General features: G+C 51.9%; 17 protein-coding genes. 1 reads left to right on the top strand and 16 read right to left on the bottom strand.

Annotated elements, in window-relative coordinates:
* Window positions 1-24 precede the first annotated feature (24 nt).
* On the bottom strand, window positions 25-627 hold the full coding sequence (gene ruvA, locus J5W02_RS00710; protein ID WP_219938534.1) for a Holliday junction branch migration protein RuvA: 603 nt from the start codon (window positions 625-627) through the stop codon (window positions 25-27).
* 21 nt (window positions 628-648) lie between these two features.
* On the bottom strand, window positions 649-1,164 hold the full coding sequence (ruvC, locus tag J5W02_RS00705; protein WP_219938533.1) for a crossover junction endodeoxyribonuclease RuvC: 516 nt from the start codon (window positions 1,162-1,164) through the stop codon (window positions 649-651).
* A gap of 221 nt (window positions 1,165-1,385) precedes the next feature.
* On the opposite strand from ruvC, the gene pap reads away from it, so the two are divergent.
* Window positions 1,386-2,867 (top strand): polyphosphate:AMP phosphotransferase, encoded by a 1,482-nt coding sequence (pap, locus tag J5W02_RS00700; RefSeq protein WP_219938532.1) that lies wholly within the window; start codon window positions 1,386-1,388, stop codon window positions 2,865-2,867.
* Window positions 2,868-2,984: 117 nt separating this feature from the next.
* On the opposite strand, the gene J5W02_RS00695 is transcribed toward pap, so the two are convergent.
* From J5W02_RS00695 to aguA, 14 genes are all read right to left on the bottom strand, one after another.
* Window positions 2,985-3,425 (bottom strand): threonine/serine exporter family protein, encoded by a 441-nt coding sequence (locus tag J5W02_RS00695; RefSeq protein WP_219938531.1) that lies wholly within the window; start codon window positions 3,423-3,425, stop codon window positions 2,985-2,987.
* A gap of 3 nt (window positions 3,426-3,428) precedes the next feature.
* Window positions 3,429-4,193: a threonine/serine exporter family protein gene (locus J5W02_RS00690; protein WP_219938530.1), complete on the bottom strand. Its 765-nt coding sequence runs from the start codon at window positions 4,191-4,193 to the stop codon at window positions 3,429-3,431.
* 135 nt (window positions 4,194-4,328) lie between these two features.
* Entirely contained in the window at window positions 4,329-5,273 is a 945-nt protein-coding gene (locus J5W02_RS00685; protein ID WP_219938529.1) for a transketolase family protein, read from the bottom strand.
* A gap of 1 nt (window position 5,274) precedes the next feature.
* On the bottom strand, window positions 5,275-6,120 hold the full coding sequence (locus J5W02_RS00680) for a transketolase (RefSeq protein WP_219938528.1): 846 nt from the start codon (window positions 6,118-6,120) through the stop codon (window positions 5,275-5,277).
* A gap of 42 nt (window positions 6,121-6,162) precedes the next feature.
* Entirely contained in the window at window positions 6,163-7,344 is a 1,182-nt protein-coding gene (locus J5W02_RS00675) for an iron-containing alcohol dehydrogenase (RefSeq protein ID WP_219938527.1), read from the bottom strand.
* Window positions 7,345-7,664: 320 nt separating this feature from the next.
* The gene (locus tag J5W02_RS00670; protein WP_219938526.1) at window positions 7,665-8,144 is read right to left on the bottom strand and encodes a DUF4489 domain-containing protein; all 480 of its coding nucleotides are present in this window, start codon (window positions 8,142-8,144) and stop codon (window positions 7,665-7,667) included.
* A 143-nt stretch (window positions 8,145-8,287) separates the two neighbouring features.
* Complete coding sequence (locus tag J5W02_RS00665; protein ID WP_219938525.1) at window positions 8,288-9,352, bottom strand: acyltransferase family protein; 1,065 nt, start codon at window positions 9,350-9,352, stop codon at window positions 8,288-8,290.
* Between the two features lie 76 nt (window positions 9,353-9,428).
* A complete protein-coding gene (locus J5W02_RS00660; protein ID WP_255575498.1) occupies window positions 9,429-9,896 on the bottom strand; it encodes a divergent PAP2 family protein in 468 nt (155 codons plus the stop codon).
* Between the two features lie 246 nt (window positions 9,897-10,142).
* A complete protein-coding gene (locus J5W02_RS00655; protein ID WP_219964407.1) occupies window positions 10,143-10,601 on the bottom strand; it encodes an Lrp/AsnC family transcriptional regulator in 459 nt (152 codons plus the stop codon).
* A 57-nt stretch (window positions 10,602-10,658) separates the two neighbouring features.
* Window positions 10,659-11,405 carry a copper homeostasis protein CutC gene (locus tag J5W02_RS00650; protein ID WP_219938523.1) on the bottom strand — a complete coding sequence of 249 codons (747 nt, stop codon included), beginning with the start codon at window positions 11,403-11,405 and terminating at the stop codon, window positions 10,659-10,661.
* A gap of 81 nt (window positions 11,406-11,486) precedes the next feature.
* Window positions 11,487-12,875, bottom strand: a complete 1,389-nt coding sequence (locus J5W02_RS00645; protein WP_219938522.1) for an aspartate ammonia-lyase — start codon at window positions 12,873-12,875, stop codon at window positions 11,487-11,489.
* Between the two features lie 263 nt (window positions 12,876-13,138).
* Complete coding sequence (gene arcC, locus J5W02_RS00640) at window positions 13,139-14,077, bottom strand: carbamate kinase (RefSeq protein WP_219938521.1); 939 nt, start codon at window positions 14,075-14,077, stop codon at window positions 13,139-13,141.
* A gap of 32 nt (window positions 14,078-14,109) precedes the next feature.
* On the bottom strand, window positions 14,110-15,489 hold the full coding sequence (locus J5W02_RS00635; RefSeq protein ID WP_219938520.1) for an APC family permease: 1,380 nt from the start codon (window positions 15,487-15,489) through the stop codon (window positions 14,110-14,112).
* A gap of 117 nt (window positions 15,490-15,606) precedes the next feature.
* Entirely contained in the window at window positions 15,607-16,722 is a 1,116-nt protein-coding gene (gene aguA / locus J5W02_RS00630; protein WP_219938519.1) for an agmatine deiminase, read from the bottom strand.
* Between the last annotated feature and the right edge of the window lie 2 nt (window positions 16,723-16,724).

Raw genomic sequence — 16,724 nt, 5'->3', positions numbered from 1 at the left:
ATTTTTCTTTTAATAAAATAAAAGTTATTTCATCCCGCTGCCCATCGCTTTGAGCGACTGGCGGATGAGTTCCTCCACCGGCAGCGCGCTGTCAAAGCGGCCTACAACCGCTGCGGCGTCCGTGGGCGAATAGCCGAGTACCGTCAGTGCGTTGACCGCGGCGCCCGCGTTCGACGAAGCGGAGACAATTCCGGCCGGGGCAAAAGCCGACGAGCTGGTCTGCATTCCTTTGACCTTGTCTTTCAGCTCCAGCGTAATGCGCTGCGCAAGCTTGGCGCCCACCCCGCTGGCACGGGTAAGGGTTTTGCTGTCGCCGGTGGCGACCGCCATGGCGACCTGTTCCGGGGCAAGCTCGGAAAGGATGGCAAGACCTACCTTCGGGCCGACTCCGCTGACGCCCGTCAGCATTTTAAAGCAGTTCAGCTCCCCCAGAGTCGCGAACCCAAACAGGTCCAGCGCGTCCTCACGGACATTCAGGTGCGTGTACAGCGTCACCTGCTCCCCAACGGCGGGCAGCGTGCGCTGGGTACTGAGCGTTGTCAGACATTTAAAGCCGACCCCGCCGCACTCCACGACCGCGAGTCCCGGTTCCATATGAATTAAACTTCCTTTTAAACTGTAGAACATTTTTCTGCTCCTGCTTTTCCTTTATTTGAAACAGTCCGTACGGGTCAGCATCCTCTGGCGGAAAACAGAACCCGCCGCCTGCCCGTGGCAGATCGCCATGGCGAGTGCGTCCGCGGTATCGTCCGGCTTCGGCACCTCTTTCAGGCAGAGCAGCCGTCTTGTCATTTCCATCACCTGCGGCTTCATTGCCTGCCCGTAGCCGGTGACCGCCATTTTTACCTGCAGCGGCGTATACTCGAAAACCTCTATCTTTGCCTTCTGCGCCGCCAGCAGGATGACTCCTCTGGCTTCCGCCACGCCGATCGCCGTTTTCTGGTTGTTTTGAAAATACAGTTTTTCTATGGCTACGGCGTCCGGCTTCCAGTGGGCCATTACTTTTTCCAGCGAATCATAAATGATTTCCAGTCGGCGGTTAAAATCCTCGCCCGCCTGTGTAACGACCGCGCCGTGTTCCATCGGCTGGAACCTTCCGCGCTCCGCCCGGATGACTCCGTAACCCACAATAGCGTATCCGGGGTCAATTCCAAGTATCATCATTTGTCGTCCGCCCCCTTTACGCCGGTTTCCCTGCCGCCGGCGGAAACAGCGCCATCGCCGGGGCAACCCATAATATCCGTTTTATTATACCACATCCATTTTCAATAGTGAAGTGTAACAGGGCACTTTCAGGGCAGGTGTTTATCGGTAATTTCGTCAAAGTTATATTTGTTTTTATCAAATTTTAGTATATAATCAGTACAAAGGCAGGAGGTGTCCCTATGCTGGAAAAAGCAGACCTGAAAACCGAAATATCTGAAAACGACTTCAAGCAGCAGGCAAAGGAACTGAAAGCGGCGCTGGCCGCCCTGCAGCAGCCGATCAAGCAGAACAAGCTGCCGGTCATCATTCTTTTTGAAGGCTGGGGCGCGGCCGGAAAGGGCAGTCTGATTTCCAGCCTGATTCTGAACTTTGACCCGCGTGGCTTCAAGGTGTATTCCGTTACGGAGCCTTCGGAGCGGGAAAAACGCGAACCGCTTCTGTGGCGGCACTGGCTGAACATTCCGGAGCAGGGCAAAATTACCGTGCTCGACCGAAGCTGGTACCGGGATGTTTCGGTTGCAAGACTGGAGGATCCTATCAGCGACACAGAAAACCTGCGCCGCATGAACGATATTAAAGCCTTTGAACGCCAGCTGACGGACAGCGGCTATCTGATAATCAAATTTTTCCTGCACATCAGCAAAAAGGAGCAGAAAAAGCGGTTTGAACAGCTGGAAAGCTCCAAAAATACGCAGTGGCGCGTGACAGAGACAGACTGGAAGCGCAACCGTCGGTACGAGGACTATTACCGAGTGTTTGACGAGATGCTGGAATGCACCTCCACGGAAAACGCGCCGTGGCACGTTGTGTCCGGCATGGATAAAACCGCCGCGGAGCTGGAAGTTTTTCGCACCGTCGTGGTGGACTGCATCAACGCGGCTTTGAAGCGACAGGCAAAACCAGCGATAACCGACAGCCCCATTGATACCGGAGATTCTCCGCTTCTGCCGATGCCGAAGCTTGCGGAAATTCCCCTTGATAAAACACTGGACTTAAAGGGGTACAAGCCCCGCCTGCACGAGCTGCAGGACGAGCTGAGCGAACTGCACGGAAAACTGTACCGGAAAAAAGTGCCCGTCATCATCGTCTACGAAGGGTGGGACGCCGCCGGGAAGGGCGGGAACATCCGACGGGTTGCGCAGGCGCTTGACCCAAGAGGCTACGAAGTGATCCCCATTGCGGCACCTGACCGGGAAGAGGCTGCCCGCCACTACCTGTGGCGTTTCTGGAAAAGCCTGCCCAAGGACGGGCACATCGCGATTTTTGACCGTTCCTGGTACGGGCGCGTCATGGTGGAACGAATTGAGGGCTTCTGCACCGAGGAGGACTGGCGCCGTGCGTACAGAGAAATCAATGAGTTCGAGGAGCAGCTTCACGACTGGGGCGCGGTCATCATTAAATTCTGGCTGCAGATTGACAAAGACGAGCAGCTGAAGCGCTTTCAGGAGCGGCAGAATACTCCGTCCAAGCAGTGGAAAATCACGGACGAAGATTGGCGCAACCGCTCGAAATGGGAGGAATATGAAACTGCCGTCAACGATATGCTGCAAAATACCTCAACGAAATTCGCCCCGTGGCACATCATAGAGTCGCAGGATAAAAAATACGGGCGGATACAAACGCTGGAAATCATTACCGACGCCATACGGAAACGGTTTTAATCTCCGCCAACTACTCTTTCATCCAAACAGGGTATCCAGCTGGCAGCCCTGCGGACTTCCTATAAAAAACACAGGCACGGCCGGATGATTTGTTCAACATCCCTCCGCGCCTGTTTTTTATGCTTTTTTATTTTCCGTTGCAATCATTGTCCACAGTCTGACAATGGAGGATACCAGCAAAATCCCCATTGCCAGCGCGCCCGCAATGCCCAGTGTGTGAAGTCCGGTTTCAATAAACATGGAATTATTTCCAATAACGCAATATTCCATTGTGTAATAAATGCCGCCCCCCGGCACCATGGGGAGAAGCGCAACCAGCAGGAATCCCGTAACCGGCATTTTGAAAACCCGCGCCATAATTTCCGCGTAAATGGAAATGGCGATGGTCGCGATAAAATACTGCATGATGTCGCTGTGTACGGGGCTGCTTAACAAATAGAAAACCCAGCCGATTCCGCCGCCGACCGACGCGAAAATCAGGGTCTTGCCGTGAAGGTTCATGACCGCTCCGAAGGGGACGCAGGCGCAGAACGCCCAAAGGCAGGGTAGAAAACTCATTCTTTACACCCCCCATATCATGCGCGTCATTGTGAGCGCAATACCCGCTCCGATTGCAATCGCGGTAGCGACCAGCATACTTTCCGTAAAGCGGATCAGTCCCGCCATCAGATCCCCGGCAATCAAGTCGCGCATAAAACTGGTGATGGCGATTCCGGGAACAAGGTTCATCAGCGCACCGATGATAACCTTATCCGTATCCAGCGCAAAATTGAACTGCGCCGCAAGCATTGCGAGCGCCGCGGCCGCAAAGCTGGCAACGATATTTACGAAAAAGGAATTTGCATGGAAACGGTTCATATTATGACACACGATCTTAATCACCGCTCCGCAGAACATAGCCCAATACGCGTCTGTAAAATCCCCGCCGTAAAACAGCGTAAAGAAAAACGCTACCATCGCAAACGCCAGAATCTGAAACAGCAGTCCGTAAACCGGCCGGCGCTCAATCTGAGCCAACTCGCGGCGAACCGCTCTGAAGTCCGGCCGATCGTGGCAGATCCGCCGGCAGAGGTCGTTTCCTCTTTCCACCTTATCAAGGTTGGTTCCCCGCACGGGGATGCGCCGGATCAGGGTAACCGGCTTGCCCGTCGGCGTGGTGATGGTCACATTGATACAGGTGGGAATCGCGAAAATTTCCCCGGTCTCCACCCCGTAAGCCCGGAAAATACGCTGCATGGATTCTTCCACGCGGTATATTTCAGCGCCGTTTGCCAGCAAAAGGCAACCCACGTCGGTTGTCAGCGTAATCAGATCGTCATAATTCATTCACAACACCCTTTGAAAATATCTTCCCATTTGAAACCGATTGTATTCTATCATATTTTCGGGTACCAAACAATATGAACGAAGGGCGGCCGGAAATTCCGGCCGCCCCCTTCCTTAATATCAGGACCGCTTATTTTATTTCTGAAGCGCTTTCTTTGTTACTTCAACAATATGTGCGGCGTTCAGGCCGAACTCGTCGAGCAGATCAACCGCCGGGCCGGAATGACCGTAAACGTCGTTTACGCCGATTTTGATAACCGGAACCGGATACTCTTCGCAGAGCGCGTCGCACACCGCGTCGCCCAGTCCGCCAATGACATTGTGTTCCTCAACGGTGATGATCTTGCCGGTTTCCTTCGCGGCTTTGACAATCAGCTCGCGGTCAAGCGGCTTAATGGTATGGATGTTGATGAGTCTGGCGTCAATGCCCTGCTCCTCCAGCGTTTTGACCGCTTCCAGAGCGCGGGAAACCATCAGGCCGGTCGCAACGATGGTGATATCCTTTCCGTCGCGCAGAGTAATGCCCTTGCCAAGTTCGAATTTGTAGTCGTCGGAATTGTTGAAGCTGCTGACGGCGAGTCTGCCAAGGCGGATATAAACCGGGCCTTGGTGCTCAATTGACGCTTTGACGGCGGCTTTCATCTCATAGTGGTCGGCCGGGTTCAGCACCACCATACCGGGAATGGTACGCATCAGCGCAAGATCCTCGTTGCACTGGTGAGTCGCGCCGTCTTCACCGACGGAAATCCCCGCGTGGGAGCCGACGATTTTTACGTTCAGTTTCGGGTATCCGACGGAATTGCGCACCTGCTCATAGGCGCGTCCTGTTGAAAACATCGCAAAGGATGTGGCAAACGGAATTTTCCCGCAGGCGGCAAGGCCCGCGGCCACGCCCACCATGTTGCACTCCGCGATACCGCAGTCGATAAAACGTTCCGGACAAGCTTTTTTAAAGACGCCCGACTTGGTCGCAGCCGCAAGGTCCGCGTCCAGCACGACCACCTGCGGATATTTTTCAGACAGCTCCGCCAATGCTTCGCCGTAGCTTTCTCTTGTTGCCTTTTTCACCATTTCTGCCATATTATTCCACCTCCAATCCGGCCAGCACCTTGTTCAGGTCCTGCATGGCCGTTTCATACTGTTCTGCGTTCGGGGCGGTACCGTGCCAGCCCACCTGGTTTTCCATGTAGGATACGTCTTTTCCCTTGACGGTCTTTGCAATGATTACGCTCGGCTGGCCCTTGACGGTCTTTGCGTGGTTGAAGGCGGTTTCTATTTCATCGAAATTATGTCCGTCAATCACCTGAACATCAAAGCCAAAGGAACGGAATTTTTCATCAATCGGCTCCGGGCCGCCGACTTCGGCGACAGTCCCGTCGATCTGCAGTCCGTTGTTGTCCACAACAAGGCAGAGGTTGTCCAGATTCTGATGAGCCGCGAACATCGCCGCTTCCCAGACCTGACCCTCTTCAATTTCACCGTCTCCCAGCATGGAATACACACGGTAATCCTTATGATCCATTTTCCCCGCGGCCGCCATGCCGCAGGCGGCGGAAACACCCTGTCCGAGCGAACCGGTGCTCATGTCGATACCGGGTGTGCCTTTCATATCCGGATGTCCCTGAAGCATCGCGCCGATATGGCGCAGCTTCTTCATTTCATCCATCGGGAAATAGCCCCTCAGAGCCAGGGTTGCGTACAGTCCCGGGGCACAGTGTCCCTTGGAAAGCACAAAGCGGTCCCTGTTTTCATCCTTGGGATTTTGCGGGTCTACCTTCATTTCCTTAAAATAAAGGTAGGTAAAAAGGTCGGCAGCCGAAAGGCTTCCGCCCGGATGCCCCGATTTGGCGTTGTAAACGCCCTCGATTGCACCCATTCTCACTTTGCACGCCTGTTTCTGCAATTCTTTCTTTTCCGTTTTGTTCATATATTATTCCTCCTTCGGGTAGTTTTACCAACTGCGCCGATTTTAGTGGTTCGCCATTTGATAGATCCGGAAAGCGTCGTCACGGTCCAGAACCCGGAACCCGCCGATTTTCCGCTTGCCAAAGAACATGCAGCTGTCCGCCATCTGGCCCAGCACCTCTTCGCTCTGCATACCGATACCCAGCTCCGTAAAGCAGGTGGGCATATGAAGGGACGCAAAGAATGCAACGGTTGTATCAATCGCCCTGTTGGCAACTTCTTCTGCGCTGCCCCCGGAAATTCCCCAGACCTTTTCCGCGAAACGGACAAAACGCTCCGGTTTCGTCTGATAGCAGTATCTGGCCCAGGAACCCCATATAGTGGAAAGACTGGCGCCGTGCGCCACGTCGAATTTTCCGCTCAGCTCATGCCCCAGCTGGTGCGGAGCAAAATCGATCACCGCGCCAAGGCCGGTCAGACCGTTGTGGGAAAGGCTGCCGCACCACATCAGCTCACTCATTGCGTCATAGTCGTGCGGATTTTCCATGGCTTTGGTTCCGTTTTTTATCACCACACGCAGAAGGGCTTCGGCAAATTCATCCGTAAGCTCGTTTCCCTCCGTGAGCGTAAAATAACGGTCCATGGTATGCATCATGATGTCCACAATTCCGCAGGAAAGCTGAAAAGGAGGAAGCGTATAGGTCAGCTCCGGGTTCATAATGGCAAACCGCGGCCGGTTAAACGGAGTGTTCAGGCCGCGCTTTTCCCCTGTATCCCCATTGGTCAGCACCGCCGAATCGCTGGTTTCGCTTCCCGCGGCGGAAATAGTCAGAATTGCTCCGACAGGGCTGCTTTTGGTAACCACAGCTGTTTTCTTCCAGAAAAGCCAGATATCGGTCTCCGGATTTGCAGCGCCGTGGGCAATGGCCTTTGCCGTATCGAGTACACTGCCGCCGCCGATGCCCAAAATAAAGTCAGCGCCGAATTCCACCGCTTTCTTCACGCCGTCTCTGGCAAGGGAAAGACGGGGGTTGGGGCTGACTCCGCCGATAGAAGTGAACGGCAGTCCGGCTTTTTCCAGCGACTTTTCCACTCTTTCCAAAAGTCCGCTTTTCACCACGCTGCCCCCGCCGTATACAGTCAGGACTCGCGTGCCGCCGTGCTTTCTAATTTCATCGGCAACCTGCAGCTCGGTATCTTTACCGAAAATAACCTCGGTAGGAGAGTAAAAGGTAAAATTTTTCATCCGATCCCATCCTTTCTTAAATTCAATTGATAAAGAAAGTAATGCCTAACCTAATCATCAGCGCCACTTCCCCATTATTATCTATGTTATATTTTACACGATTTCGGTATTCTGTCAAATGCTTTTCCGGCATTGGTGGTACCTGTTCACAAAATACAGAAAATAAAAAAACAGTCACCCAGTAAACAATCGTTTAAAGGGTGGCTGTATTACTGTTTAGTATTTCCGCTTAACCTTACTTTCCGCCGCGATACGTTTCCGGCGGCACCAAAGTACGCCGGTTTTCAGGCTGCTTTGTACGGCTGATCGCGGGTCGAAGGCTAATCCGCTACCGCAAGGACGCTAAGGACTGCATTATTGACCGAAGCACCCGGCGTTATATCAATAATGGAATTGGTCGAGAGTTCTATGGAGTAAGTGTAGAAACCGGGCTCCACTTCCTCATCCAAGAACTGGAAGCTGAAGGCTTCCGCTTCAAGAACATCCACAAGAGTCGAGAAAGTATACGTTGAACCTACGCCGATAGACCCGTCCCTGGCGGAACGGCGAATCTGGAAGTTCAGCGTTACGGAAATCCCCAAGGGCAGATTGACGATGCCGCTGAAATGAAGCAGATTGTTTGTAGGACCCATGCCGCTTGTGTCAATCGTCGTGGATACCACGTTGAGCGGCTCGGCAAACAATGTGGTGATGATCGGCAGCGGACCGACTCCGCCGCTTGATGCGTTTAAAGCAACTTGTCTCCTTTGATTGGAATAAGGATTCCAGGAATTACAAGCGCCACTTTGATAATTGTACATATAATCCACCTAACATATAGTTTTAGGGAACGTTCTCCGCTTTATACTATGCTACTTTCAGGCAGTATGTACACTCTCTGCTCCACATTTTTAACGGCGCAGGGGGGGATTCTCCGTGCTCGAAAAAATCGTTTTGGGGGCGGTCAGGCGGCGCGGCCGTTGTCGTTCTGTGCGTAGCCCTGCAAAAATTTCAGCCCCGAAATCCAGTCGCAGAATTTTTGATAAGCGGCGCTTTCCAGAAACGGCTGCAGCAAAAGCTTTCTGACCTGTTCCAGCAGCATGCTTACTACAAAAATTCCCAGAACGGAAGCTGGAATCATATAAACGATTTTCGACGATTCAAAATAAAGGGAAGTGTGCAGAATATTGGTATAAAGGATCCTGCGCACCCAGGTGTTGTCACTGATAAGATATACACCGAACGTCAGCGGCGACACAAAGGAAATCACTTTTCCGACCGCCCGGTTTGTAATGGAAGCCTCCCGGAAGAAAAGGAACAGAAGAATGGCGGCAAGCGTAATCGGCACGGAAACGTAGGACAGGAAAGCGTCGCTGCCCGTACACTTTTTCCAAGCAACAAACACACAGCATAGAACCGCCCCCGCCAGATAAAGGAATTTATTGACCTGATGATCCCAGTAAAGCCGAAGGTACGCCGCAAAGAAGTACAGGCACACCATCCAGACCACATTGTAACCGCCGTTGGTACTCATAATGGTCAGCGGCGGAAAAAAGGCGTTCCACGAGCAAAACATTGCGCTCAGCAGAAAAACCAGAATCTGCATTTGCTGCTTTGTCGCCGTTTTCACAACCATGTTCAGAAACGGGAACAGGCAGTAAAGCGCAATATAGCTGGTGGCAAACCAGTATTTCCCCGTGATGACGGGGAAAAAAGCTCCGAAAAGCTGTCCCTTCGTAAAGGGGGCCAGGCCCGCTGCCACAAAGATCAGATAAATAGCGGCAGAAGTTGAAACAATCTGTATTATCAGGCCGATCAGCTTTTTCATCTTAAAAGCGGAGCCGGCAAGATAGTAGCCGCTAATCAGAATAAACCCGTTTACGCCTATGTAGGAAAAAGTTTCCAGTGTCCAGACGAAGACATATCTTCCGCCGCCCGGAGAAACCGCATCCAACATCCCCCCGTGCCCCAGATAATGCAGGGTCACGATCATCAGCATCAGCAGAATCCGCAGAAGCTCAATACTCATATTTCGATTTTTTCTTGTATTTCCGGAGATTTGACTCAATATTGCACCCTCTTGTTTTTACAGTCCGTTCGACCCGTCAGCGGAACCAGATGATGGAAACGACGGCGACACAGACCCCCAGCACAACCCCCGCGAAAACTTCCAGCGGAGTATGGCCGAGCGATTCATTCAGCCGGCAAACGGAATCCTTGAGGTATTTTCCTTCATCCGGCAGATTGCATTTGTTGTCTTTCAGATATTCCACAAGGTCATTGATGGCTTTCGCCTGCTGTCCCGCCGCGCGCCGCACGCCCATGGCGTCGTACATGACAATCACGGCCAGAGTAAAGGCAAGGGAGAAATACGGGGAACCAAAACCGTATTCGTGCGCCGTACCGACAGCTACGGAACATACAAGCGCGGAATGGGCGCTTGGCATTCCCCCGGAACCGGACAGCGTTTTAAAATCAATCCGTTTGTTTCTGCATAAAAAAATGATGGTTTTAATCAGCTGCGCCGACATCCACGAAATAATGCCGATCATAATTAAATAATTGTATGTCAAAAACCTCAATACCATCTGTAATCCCCGTCTTTCAAAGTATTCGAATATCCAAACGCCGCCCGCGGCCGCGGATACTGTTGCTTTTACAGTGATTATTTAATTATACCATCTACCGCATTATAAAGCAAAAACTTTTCATCCCATTTCGTATTTTTCTTTAGCTTTTTATAAAAAAAGCATACCGCAGACCCTTTTCAAACAATGTTTGAAAAAACGCCGGTATGCTCTCCTGTTTGCCGTATGTATTTACAGCGGCGATTTTTCCGCGTCCTCTACCGGAGCTACTCCCCTGTGCGGAACCGGCGTGGAAAAAACGATCTGTGTCTGCGTATGCCCAAACTGCTGAAGCTGACCGACAAAAGTGTCCAGCTCAATCGTACTGGGAAACGCAACTTTAATCAACATGGAATAATTTCCAGTAATGCAGTTGCACTCAATCACATTCGGACATTGCTGAATAAACGGATAAAAAACGACCTTTTCGCTGGGCGCCACCTCCAGATTAATAAACGCCAGAATATGGTACCCAAGCTTTACATAATCGACCGTAGCCGTATAGCCCGCGATGACTCCCAGCTTTTCCAGCCGCTCCAGCCGGGACGACACCGCCGGGGCGGACAGAAAAACCTCCTGCGCCAGCCGTTTCACCGATATCCTTGCATTGGACTGCAAGAGCATAATCAATTTTCTGTCTATTTTATCCAACATTTCCGTCTCCCCCACAGCAGAAGCACAGGCACACCGGCCTGAATTCCAGCCGCCTTACAGTCGCTGTAAAATATCCCTTGCTTTTGCAATTTCACCCGCGTCTGTGCGGTAGATAATAAATTCACTCATCAGTGGCAGCCCCATACTGACATCCTCTTTGCGGTAAGTCATGGCACTTTCCAAATTCTTCTTGCCGGAAAGATGGAACGACTTCGCCTTGGTCACGGCGGCCATTTCCTCCAGCTGTGCGCTGTTCACACCGCTGCCGACCAAAATATCAATTTCCCCGGCCGCCTTTTCCACCAGCTGCGCGAGCAGTTCCCGGCCCTCATAGCAGGTATTTTTCTGACCGGAGGTCAGAATGGTGCTGATATGCAGGTCTTTTGCATCCTGCAGAGTTTGGAACGGATCCCTGCTGACATCAAACGCGCGGTGCAGAGTAACGCTCATATCTCCCGCGGCGGCCATCAGTTCTTTCATCTTAGGAAGGTCAAGATTTCCGTCCGGCTGCAGCACTCCGATCACTACGCCGTCCGCGCCGTGTTCCCGAAACATTTCAACATCCTTTTTTATGATGTTGAATTCTTCATCCGTGTAGCAGAAATCGCCGAAACGGGGCCGGATCAGCACGTTGATCTTAATAGATACCTTCTCGCGTACCGCAAGGAACAGATTGATGTCCGGCGTGGTGCCGCCAATAATCAGATTTCCGCACAGTTCCAGCCGGTTTGCGCCGCCTTTTTCCGCGGCAACCGCAGATTCCACCGAATCAACACAGCCCTCTAAAATGTAGTCTTTCATCCCGGATCCTCCATCTTTCTGCAGATTCAAACTTTTCTTTTTTCATTTTACCCCCGGGCAGGTACTGCGTCAACCTTTTCCTTACATTCTGGGCTGTGTCATTGTGTTCGGGTTCAGGATGTTGTCCAAGCTCTGTTTTGTAAGCAGCCCGTCCTCAAGCGCGATTTCCTCCACATGCCTGCCGGTGCGCAGAGCCTGTTTTGCGATTTCAGCGGACTTTTTATAGCCGATATAAGGGCAAAGAGCCGTGGCAATCCCCACGCTCTGCCCCAGCAATTCTTTGCAGCGGCTTTCGTTGGCGGTAATCCCCGAAACGCAGTTGTCCACAAAGGTGGTGACCGCGTTTTCCAGAGTCGTCAGCGACTCAAAAAGATTGTAGAACAAAACGGGCTCAAACGCGTTCAGTTCCATCTGCCCAGCTTCGGCGGCCATGGTGATGGCCATATCATTTCCGATGATATTGAACGCCACCTGCGTGACCACTTCGGGAATAACCGGGTTGACCTTCCCCGGCATAATGGACGAGCCGTTCTGCTTGGCAGGTAGATTGATCTCCGCAATTCCCGCTTTCGGCCCGCTGGAAAGCAGCCGCAGATCATTTGCCATTTTGGAAAGGTTGACCGCGCAGGTTTTCAGCGAGTTGGAAACCGACACAAAACCGTCCAGATTCTGGGTAGCGTCAATCAGGTCTTGTGCCTGCTGAACCTTGACACCGCTCAGTCTGCTGATATTTTCCGCAATATTTTTCAGGTAAACCGGACTGACATTAATCGCGGTGCCTACCGCCGTACCGCCCATGTTGACCGACTGCATTTCCTTTTCCGCTTTTTCCAGCCGTTTTCTGTCACGCTCCACGACTGAAGCATAGGCGCGGAACGACTGACCGAGCCGGATGGGAACCGCGTCCTGCAGCTGTGTGCGTCCCATTTTAACAATCCCGTCAAACTCGTTTCCTTTTTCGTTCAGCGCTTCTTTCAGCCTGTTAAGCTGGAATAAAATTCTTGGAATCTGTGACAGCACCGTCAGCTTTGCCGCTGTGGGAAACACGTCGTTTGTCGACTGGGACATATTGACATGGTCGTTGGGGTGAACCAGCGAATAATCTCCCTTGACCCCGTGCAGCAGTTCGATTGCCCGGTTGGCAATCACTTCGTTTGCGTTCATATTGGCCGACGTTCCCGCGCCGCCCTGAATCGGATCCACGATAAACTGGTCGTGCCATTTCCCCGCAATAATTTCGTCGCACACGCAGATAATCGCTTCCGCAATATTTTCGTCCAAATTTCCGGCGTCGCGGTTGGTAACGGCCGCCGCTTTTTTGATTTGTGCCAGACTGTTGATAAACCGGCTGTTCATCTGAAGTCCGGTAATATAAAAATTTTGTTTTGCCCGTAAAGTCTGTACGCCGTAATACGCATCCGAAGGAATTTCCATGCTGCCTATCGAATCGCTTTCCACCCTTGTGTCCATACTGATATCCTCCTGCTTCCCGTAAAAAATCCGTTATTGGATTATGATATGTATTCTTTGGCCTTGTATGAGAATAGCACCGCAGGGACATTGAGTAAACTGCGAAAGGCAAATGGAAAATTAAATATCGAATTCGCGCATGTCTGATTTATTTAAAAAGTTTATCGGCCGGATTCCTTAATAAAGAAAGGCTGATCCACGGGAACAAAAAATTCCGCCTGTAAAATACAGGCGGAATAACCAATGCTGATTTGACCGTAAGATCACGCGTGTATCAGTGTTCCGCTGAGTCCGCGCATGGCAAGCGGTGCTTTTTCAAGGGAGGCGATGACCGCCCTGCGGTTTTCTCCCGATTTTACAAACTGAATGGCCGCCTGCACTTTCGGCAGCATGCTGCCAGCGCCGAACTGACCTTCCTCACAATACTTCTGCGCCTGTTCCACCGTCATTTCGTCCAGATTTTTCTGATCCGGCTTTCCCCAGTTGACCGCCACCTTGTCCACGGCGGTCAAAATGAACAGGTACTGCGCGCCCACCGCGTCCGCCAGTTCCGCAGAGGCAGAGTCCTTGTCAATCACCGCAGAAACACCCTGATAGTTTCCGTCGGCGTCCTTTATAACCGGAATACCGCCGCCGCCGCAGGCAATGACGATAAACTCATGATCCAGAAGATTCAGAATAGAGTCCCGTTCCACAATGCTGACCGGCTTGGGCGACGGCACCATCCGCCTCCAGCCGCGCCCGGAATCCTGCGCAAACACGGTTTCCGGATGCTGCCGCATCATTTCCTCAGCGGTTTCCGCGTCGTAAAACGCACCGATCGGCTTTGAGGGGTGAGCAAACGCAGGGTCGTTTCCGTCAACCTCCACCTGAGTGACGACGGTAGCAACGTGCCAGGGCATTCCCACTCTTTTGAGCTCCTTTAATATTCCTTTTTGCAGATGGTAGCCGATATACCCCTGGCTCATTGCCGTACACTCGGGCAGCTCCATCTTTGCAATTTTATCCGTCTTTTGAGAAGCGCTGTCAAAGGCAAGGTTAATCATGCCAACCTGCGGCCCGTTGCCGTGGCTGACAATAATTTCATGGCCCTGCTTAATCAGGCCGATTAACGAAGGCGCAGCGTCGTCAATCATGCGCTGCTGCTCTTGTGCGTTGTTTCCCAGAGCATTGCCTCCAAGGGCAATTACAATTCTTGACATAGATATCCTCCAAAACAAAGTTGTTTACAAGGTTACTTTACAATTTCTTCCGTTTTTGTACTTTGGTACGAAATCCATTCGCTGATTGCTATCACCAGTCCGCTGCCAATCATCAGCGGAATTTTACCGTTCAGTTCTTCGCTGCTGAGGTTCAGCGGCAATACGGTAAAAACGATGGATAAAATAATCAGGCACATCGGCAGATAGGCCATCAGCTTCAGCTTCAGCATACCGCCTTTTACCCTGAACGGGCGCGGACGGGACGGGTCAATTTTTCTCAGCTTCAAAAATGCCGGGAACATCATCACATAGGACATCATCAGAACAATCATGTTCATTGCGAAAAACTGCCAGAAAACATCCGAGTCGGGCATAAACGCCCCCAGCACGACAATCGCGCTGGAGATGATCCCGTTTGCCGCCGCGGCCCCTACGGGCATTTTGTTTTTTTTGCTTTCCGCCGCCAGGAATCCGGGCAGGCTGTGATCCTGAGCGGCGGATTTCAGTACATAGTTTACCCCCAGCGACCACGAAATCAGGTTGGCAAACAGGGCGTACAGAAACATAACGGCAATCAGTCCGATCAGGATGCCGTCCGTCCGGTGCAGCAGGATGCGAAAGCTTTCAATCACTCCGGTAGAAGCACTCAGCTCATTCACCGGGATGGCGACACTGATTCCAAAGGCGGCAAGAACGTAAAAGAAAATAATCAGAGCGCCGCCCAGCTTGATGGCAAGCGGCAGTTGGCTGTCCGGCCTTTCCATATCATCCGTATAGGTTGTGATAACCTCAAATCCGACCAAGTCGAACAGGATGACAATCACATAGGAAAGTCCCTGTGAATCAAACGACGGTAAAAAGGACTGAAGGGTAAACGGGTTGGCCACTCCTTTATGAAACGCGATATAGAATCCCAATCCGCCCAAAAAAAGCATCATGACCGCCTTAAACACCGCAGCCAGATTCAAAATCCATTTGCTGTCACTGACACGGAAACAGCTTAACAAAGTGACGAGCCAGATCAGTAAAAGTTCAATTCCGACAAGTCCGCCGGTACCAATATTTAAATGAAAAGCAGAACATAAAATTTCCGTAAAAAGAAGGACGATGGAACTGACCCAAACCGGGAAGTTAAACCAGTAATAACAGGCAACCCGCGATCCCCACCGCGGCCCGTACGCTTTTTTCACCCATTCGTAAATTCCACCCTGACCCTGATACGCGGTTCCCAGCTCTGCGGAAATCAGTCCGTAGGGCAGAAAAAAAGTCAGAATCAGAATGCCCCACCAAAAGAACTGGGAATTCCCCATTTTTGCGGCGGGGGCCGACGCTTCAATCGTCATGACCACACAGACGGAAGCCAAAACGGCATCAAACATTTTAAATTTCTTTTTCTCAGGCAATTGAGTCATTCCTATTTCCTCTTATCGGCAAAAGTCTGTATGGCTGCAAAACGAAAACCATACGGAATGCAAAAGCGGAGATGCATAGACAATGAATGCATCCCCGCCTGCATAGGGACAGAATTATTATTTTCCGCTTGGCTGCTGCTGGGTAATGCAGTGGATGTTGCCGCCGCCGAGAACCACTTCGCGGGTCAGCACGCCGACCACTTTGCGGTCCGGGAACATCCCCTGTATCTGGCTCAGTGCAAGCGCATCGTTTTCATCGCCGTACTGCGGGACAATGACGCCGCCGTTAACAATCAGGAAATTCATGTAGGAACCGGGGCAAAGGTCGCCCTCTTCTCTGGGCAGGGTTCCTTCCACAACATCCACGCCTTTGGATTCCTCCAGCGTGATGCGAACCGGATTCTTTGGCAAATCAAGCTTGCAGACCGTCAGTTTTCTGCCTTTGGCGTCCACGGTATTGGACAGCAGTTCATAGGCTTCGTGGGCGATGGTATAGAACGGGTCGTTTTTATCCTCCGTCCAGATACAGGCCACCACGCCGGGCCGCACATAGCAGGCGACGTCATCGATGTGCCCATTGGTTTCATCCGGATCAATGCCTTCTTTTACCCAGACGATCTTTTCCACGTTCAGGTATTCGCGCAGATTTTCCTCAATCTGCTCCTTTTTAAGGTCGGGATTCCTCCCGGGACTGAGCAGGCAGGACTCCGTTACCAGCACGGTGCCTTCCCCGTCAACATGAATGGAACCGCCTTCCAGTACAAAGTTTTCCGGTTTATAGCGGACGACTTTCTCTATTTCACAAACTTTGGAAGCAACCAGCGCATCCTGATCCCATGGGAAGTACAGACCGTCGTACAAACCGCCCCAGGCGTTAAAGTCCCAATCAACCGCGCGGACGCCGCCTTTACCATTGACCACAAAGGTCGGGCCGCAGTCACGAATCCAGGAATCGTTGCTGGTCATTTCGACCACGCGGATGGTGTCGCAGTCCGCGAGCATCGCTTTGGCGTTTTCATACTGGTCCGGATTGACACACATGGTCACCGGCTCAAACTGTGCGATTGCCTTTGCCACATTGCTGAAAACCTGCTGGGCGGGCTTGGCGCCGTTGCGCCAGTTGTCCGTGCGTTCCGGCCACAGCATCCAGGTACCCGTATGGTTTTCAAATTCTCCGGGCATTCTGTATCCATCTTTTTTCGGTGTGGAGTCATTCTGATGAATTGTTTTCATAT

It is taken from the genome of Caproiciproducens faecalis, assembly GCF_019448085.1.
Taxonomy (GTDB): Bacteria; Bacillota; Clostridia; order Oscillospirales; family Acutalibacteraceae; genus Caproiciproducens; species Caproiciproducens faecalis.
The sequence above is the reverse complement of the archived record's forward strand: the minus strand, read 5'-3'. Positions and strand labels throughout refer to the sequence as shown.

What these genes read in the sequence shown, in the direction of transcription:
- J5W02_RS00670 (WP_219938526.1), bottom strand. Translation starts at nt 8,144, where the DNA reads ATGTACAATTATCAAAGTGGCGCTTGTAATTCCTGGAATCCTTATTCC.
- ruvA (WP_219938534.1), bottom strand. Translation starts at nt 627, where the DNA reads ATGTTCTACAGTTTAAAAGGAAGTTTAATTCATATGGAACCGGGACTC.
- J5W02_RS00650 (WP_219938523.1), bottom strand. Translation starts at nt 11,405, where the DNA reads ATGAAAGACTACATTTTAGAGGGCTGTGTTGATTCGGTGGAATCTGCG.
- J5W02_RS00680 (WP_219938528.1), bottom strand. Translation starts at nt 6,120, where the DNA reads ATGAACAAAACGGAAAAGAAAGAATTGCAGAAACAGGCGTGCAAAGTG.
- J5W02_RS00695 (WP_219938531.1), bottom strand. Translation starts at nt 3,425, where the DNA reads ATGAGTTTTCTACCCTGCCTTTGGGCGTTCTGCGCCTGCGTCCCCTTC.
- J5W02_RS00635 (WP_219938520.1), bottom strand. Translation starts at nt 15,489, where the DNA reads ATGACTCAATTGCCTGAGAAAAAGAAATTTAAAATGTTTGATGCCGTT.
- J5W02_RS00690 (WP_219938530.1), bottom strand. Translation starts at nt 4,193, where the DNA reads ATGAATTATGACGATCTGATTACGCTGACAACCGACGTGGGTTGCCTT.
- J5W02_RS00675 (WP_219938527.1), bottom strand. Translation starts at nt 7,344, where the DNA reads ATGAAAAATTTTACCTTTTACTCTCCTACCGAGGTTATTTTCGGTAAA.
- arcC (WP_219938521.1), bottom strand. Translation starts at nt 14,077, where the DNA reads ATGTCAAGAATTGTAATTGCCCTTGGAGGCAATGCTCTGGGAAACAAC.
- pap (WP_219938532.1), top strand. Translation starts at nt 1,386, where the DNA reads ATGCTGGAAAAAGCAGACCTGAAAACCGAAATATCTGAAAACGACTTC.
- J5W02_RS00685 (WP_219938529.1), bottom strand. Translation starts at nt 5,273, where the DNA reads ATGGCAGAAATGGTGAAAAAGGCAACAAGAGAAAGCTACGGCGAAGCA.
- J5W02_RS00645 (WP_219938522.1), bottom strand. Translation starts at nt 12,875, where the DNA reads ATGGACACAAGGGTGGAAAGCGATTCGATAGGCAGCATGGAAATTCCT.
- J5W02_RS00665 (WP_219938525.1), bottom strand. Translation starts at nt 9,352, where the DNA reads ATGAGTATTGAGCTTCTGCGGATTCTGCTGATGCTGATGATCGTGACC.
- aguA (WP_219938519.1), bottom strand. Translation starts at nt 16,722, where the DNA reads ATGAAAACAATTCATCAGAATGACTCCACACCGAAAAAAGATGGATAC.
- ruvC (WP_219938533.1), bottom strand. Translation starts at nt 1,164, where the DNA reads ATGATGATACTTGGAATTGACCCCGGATACGCTATTGTGGGTTACGGA.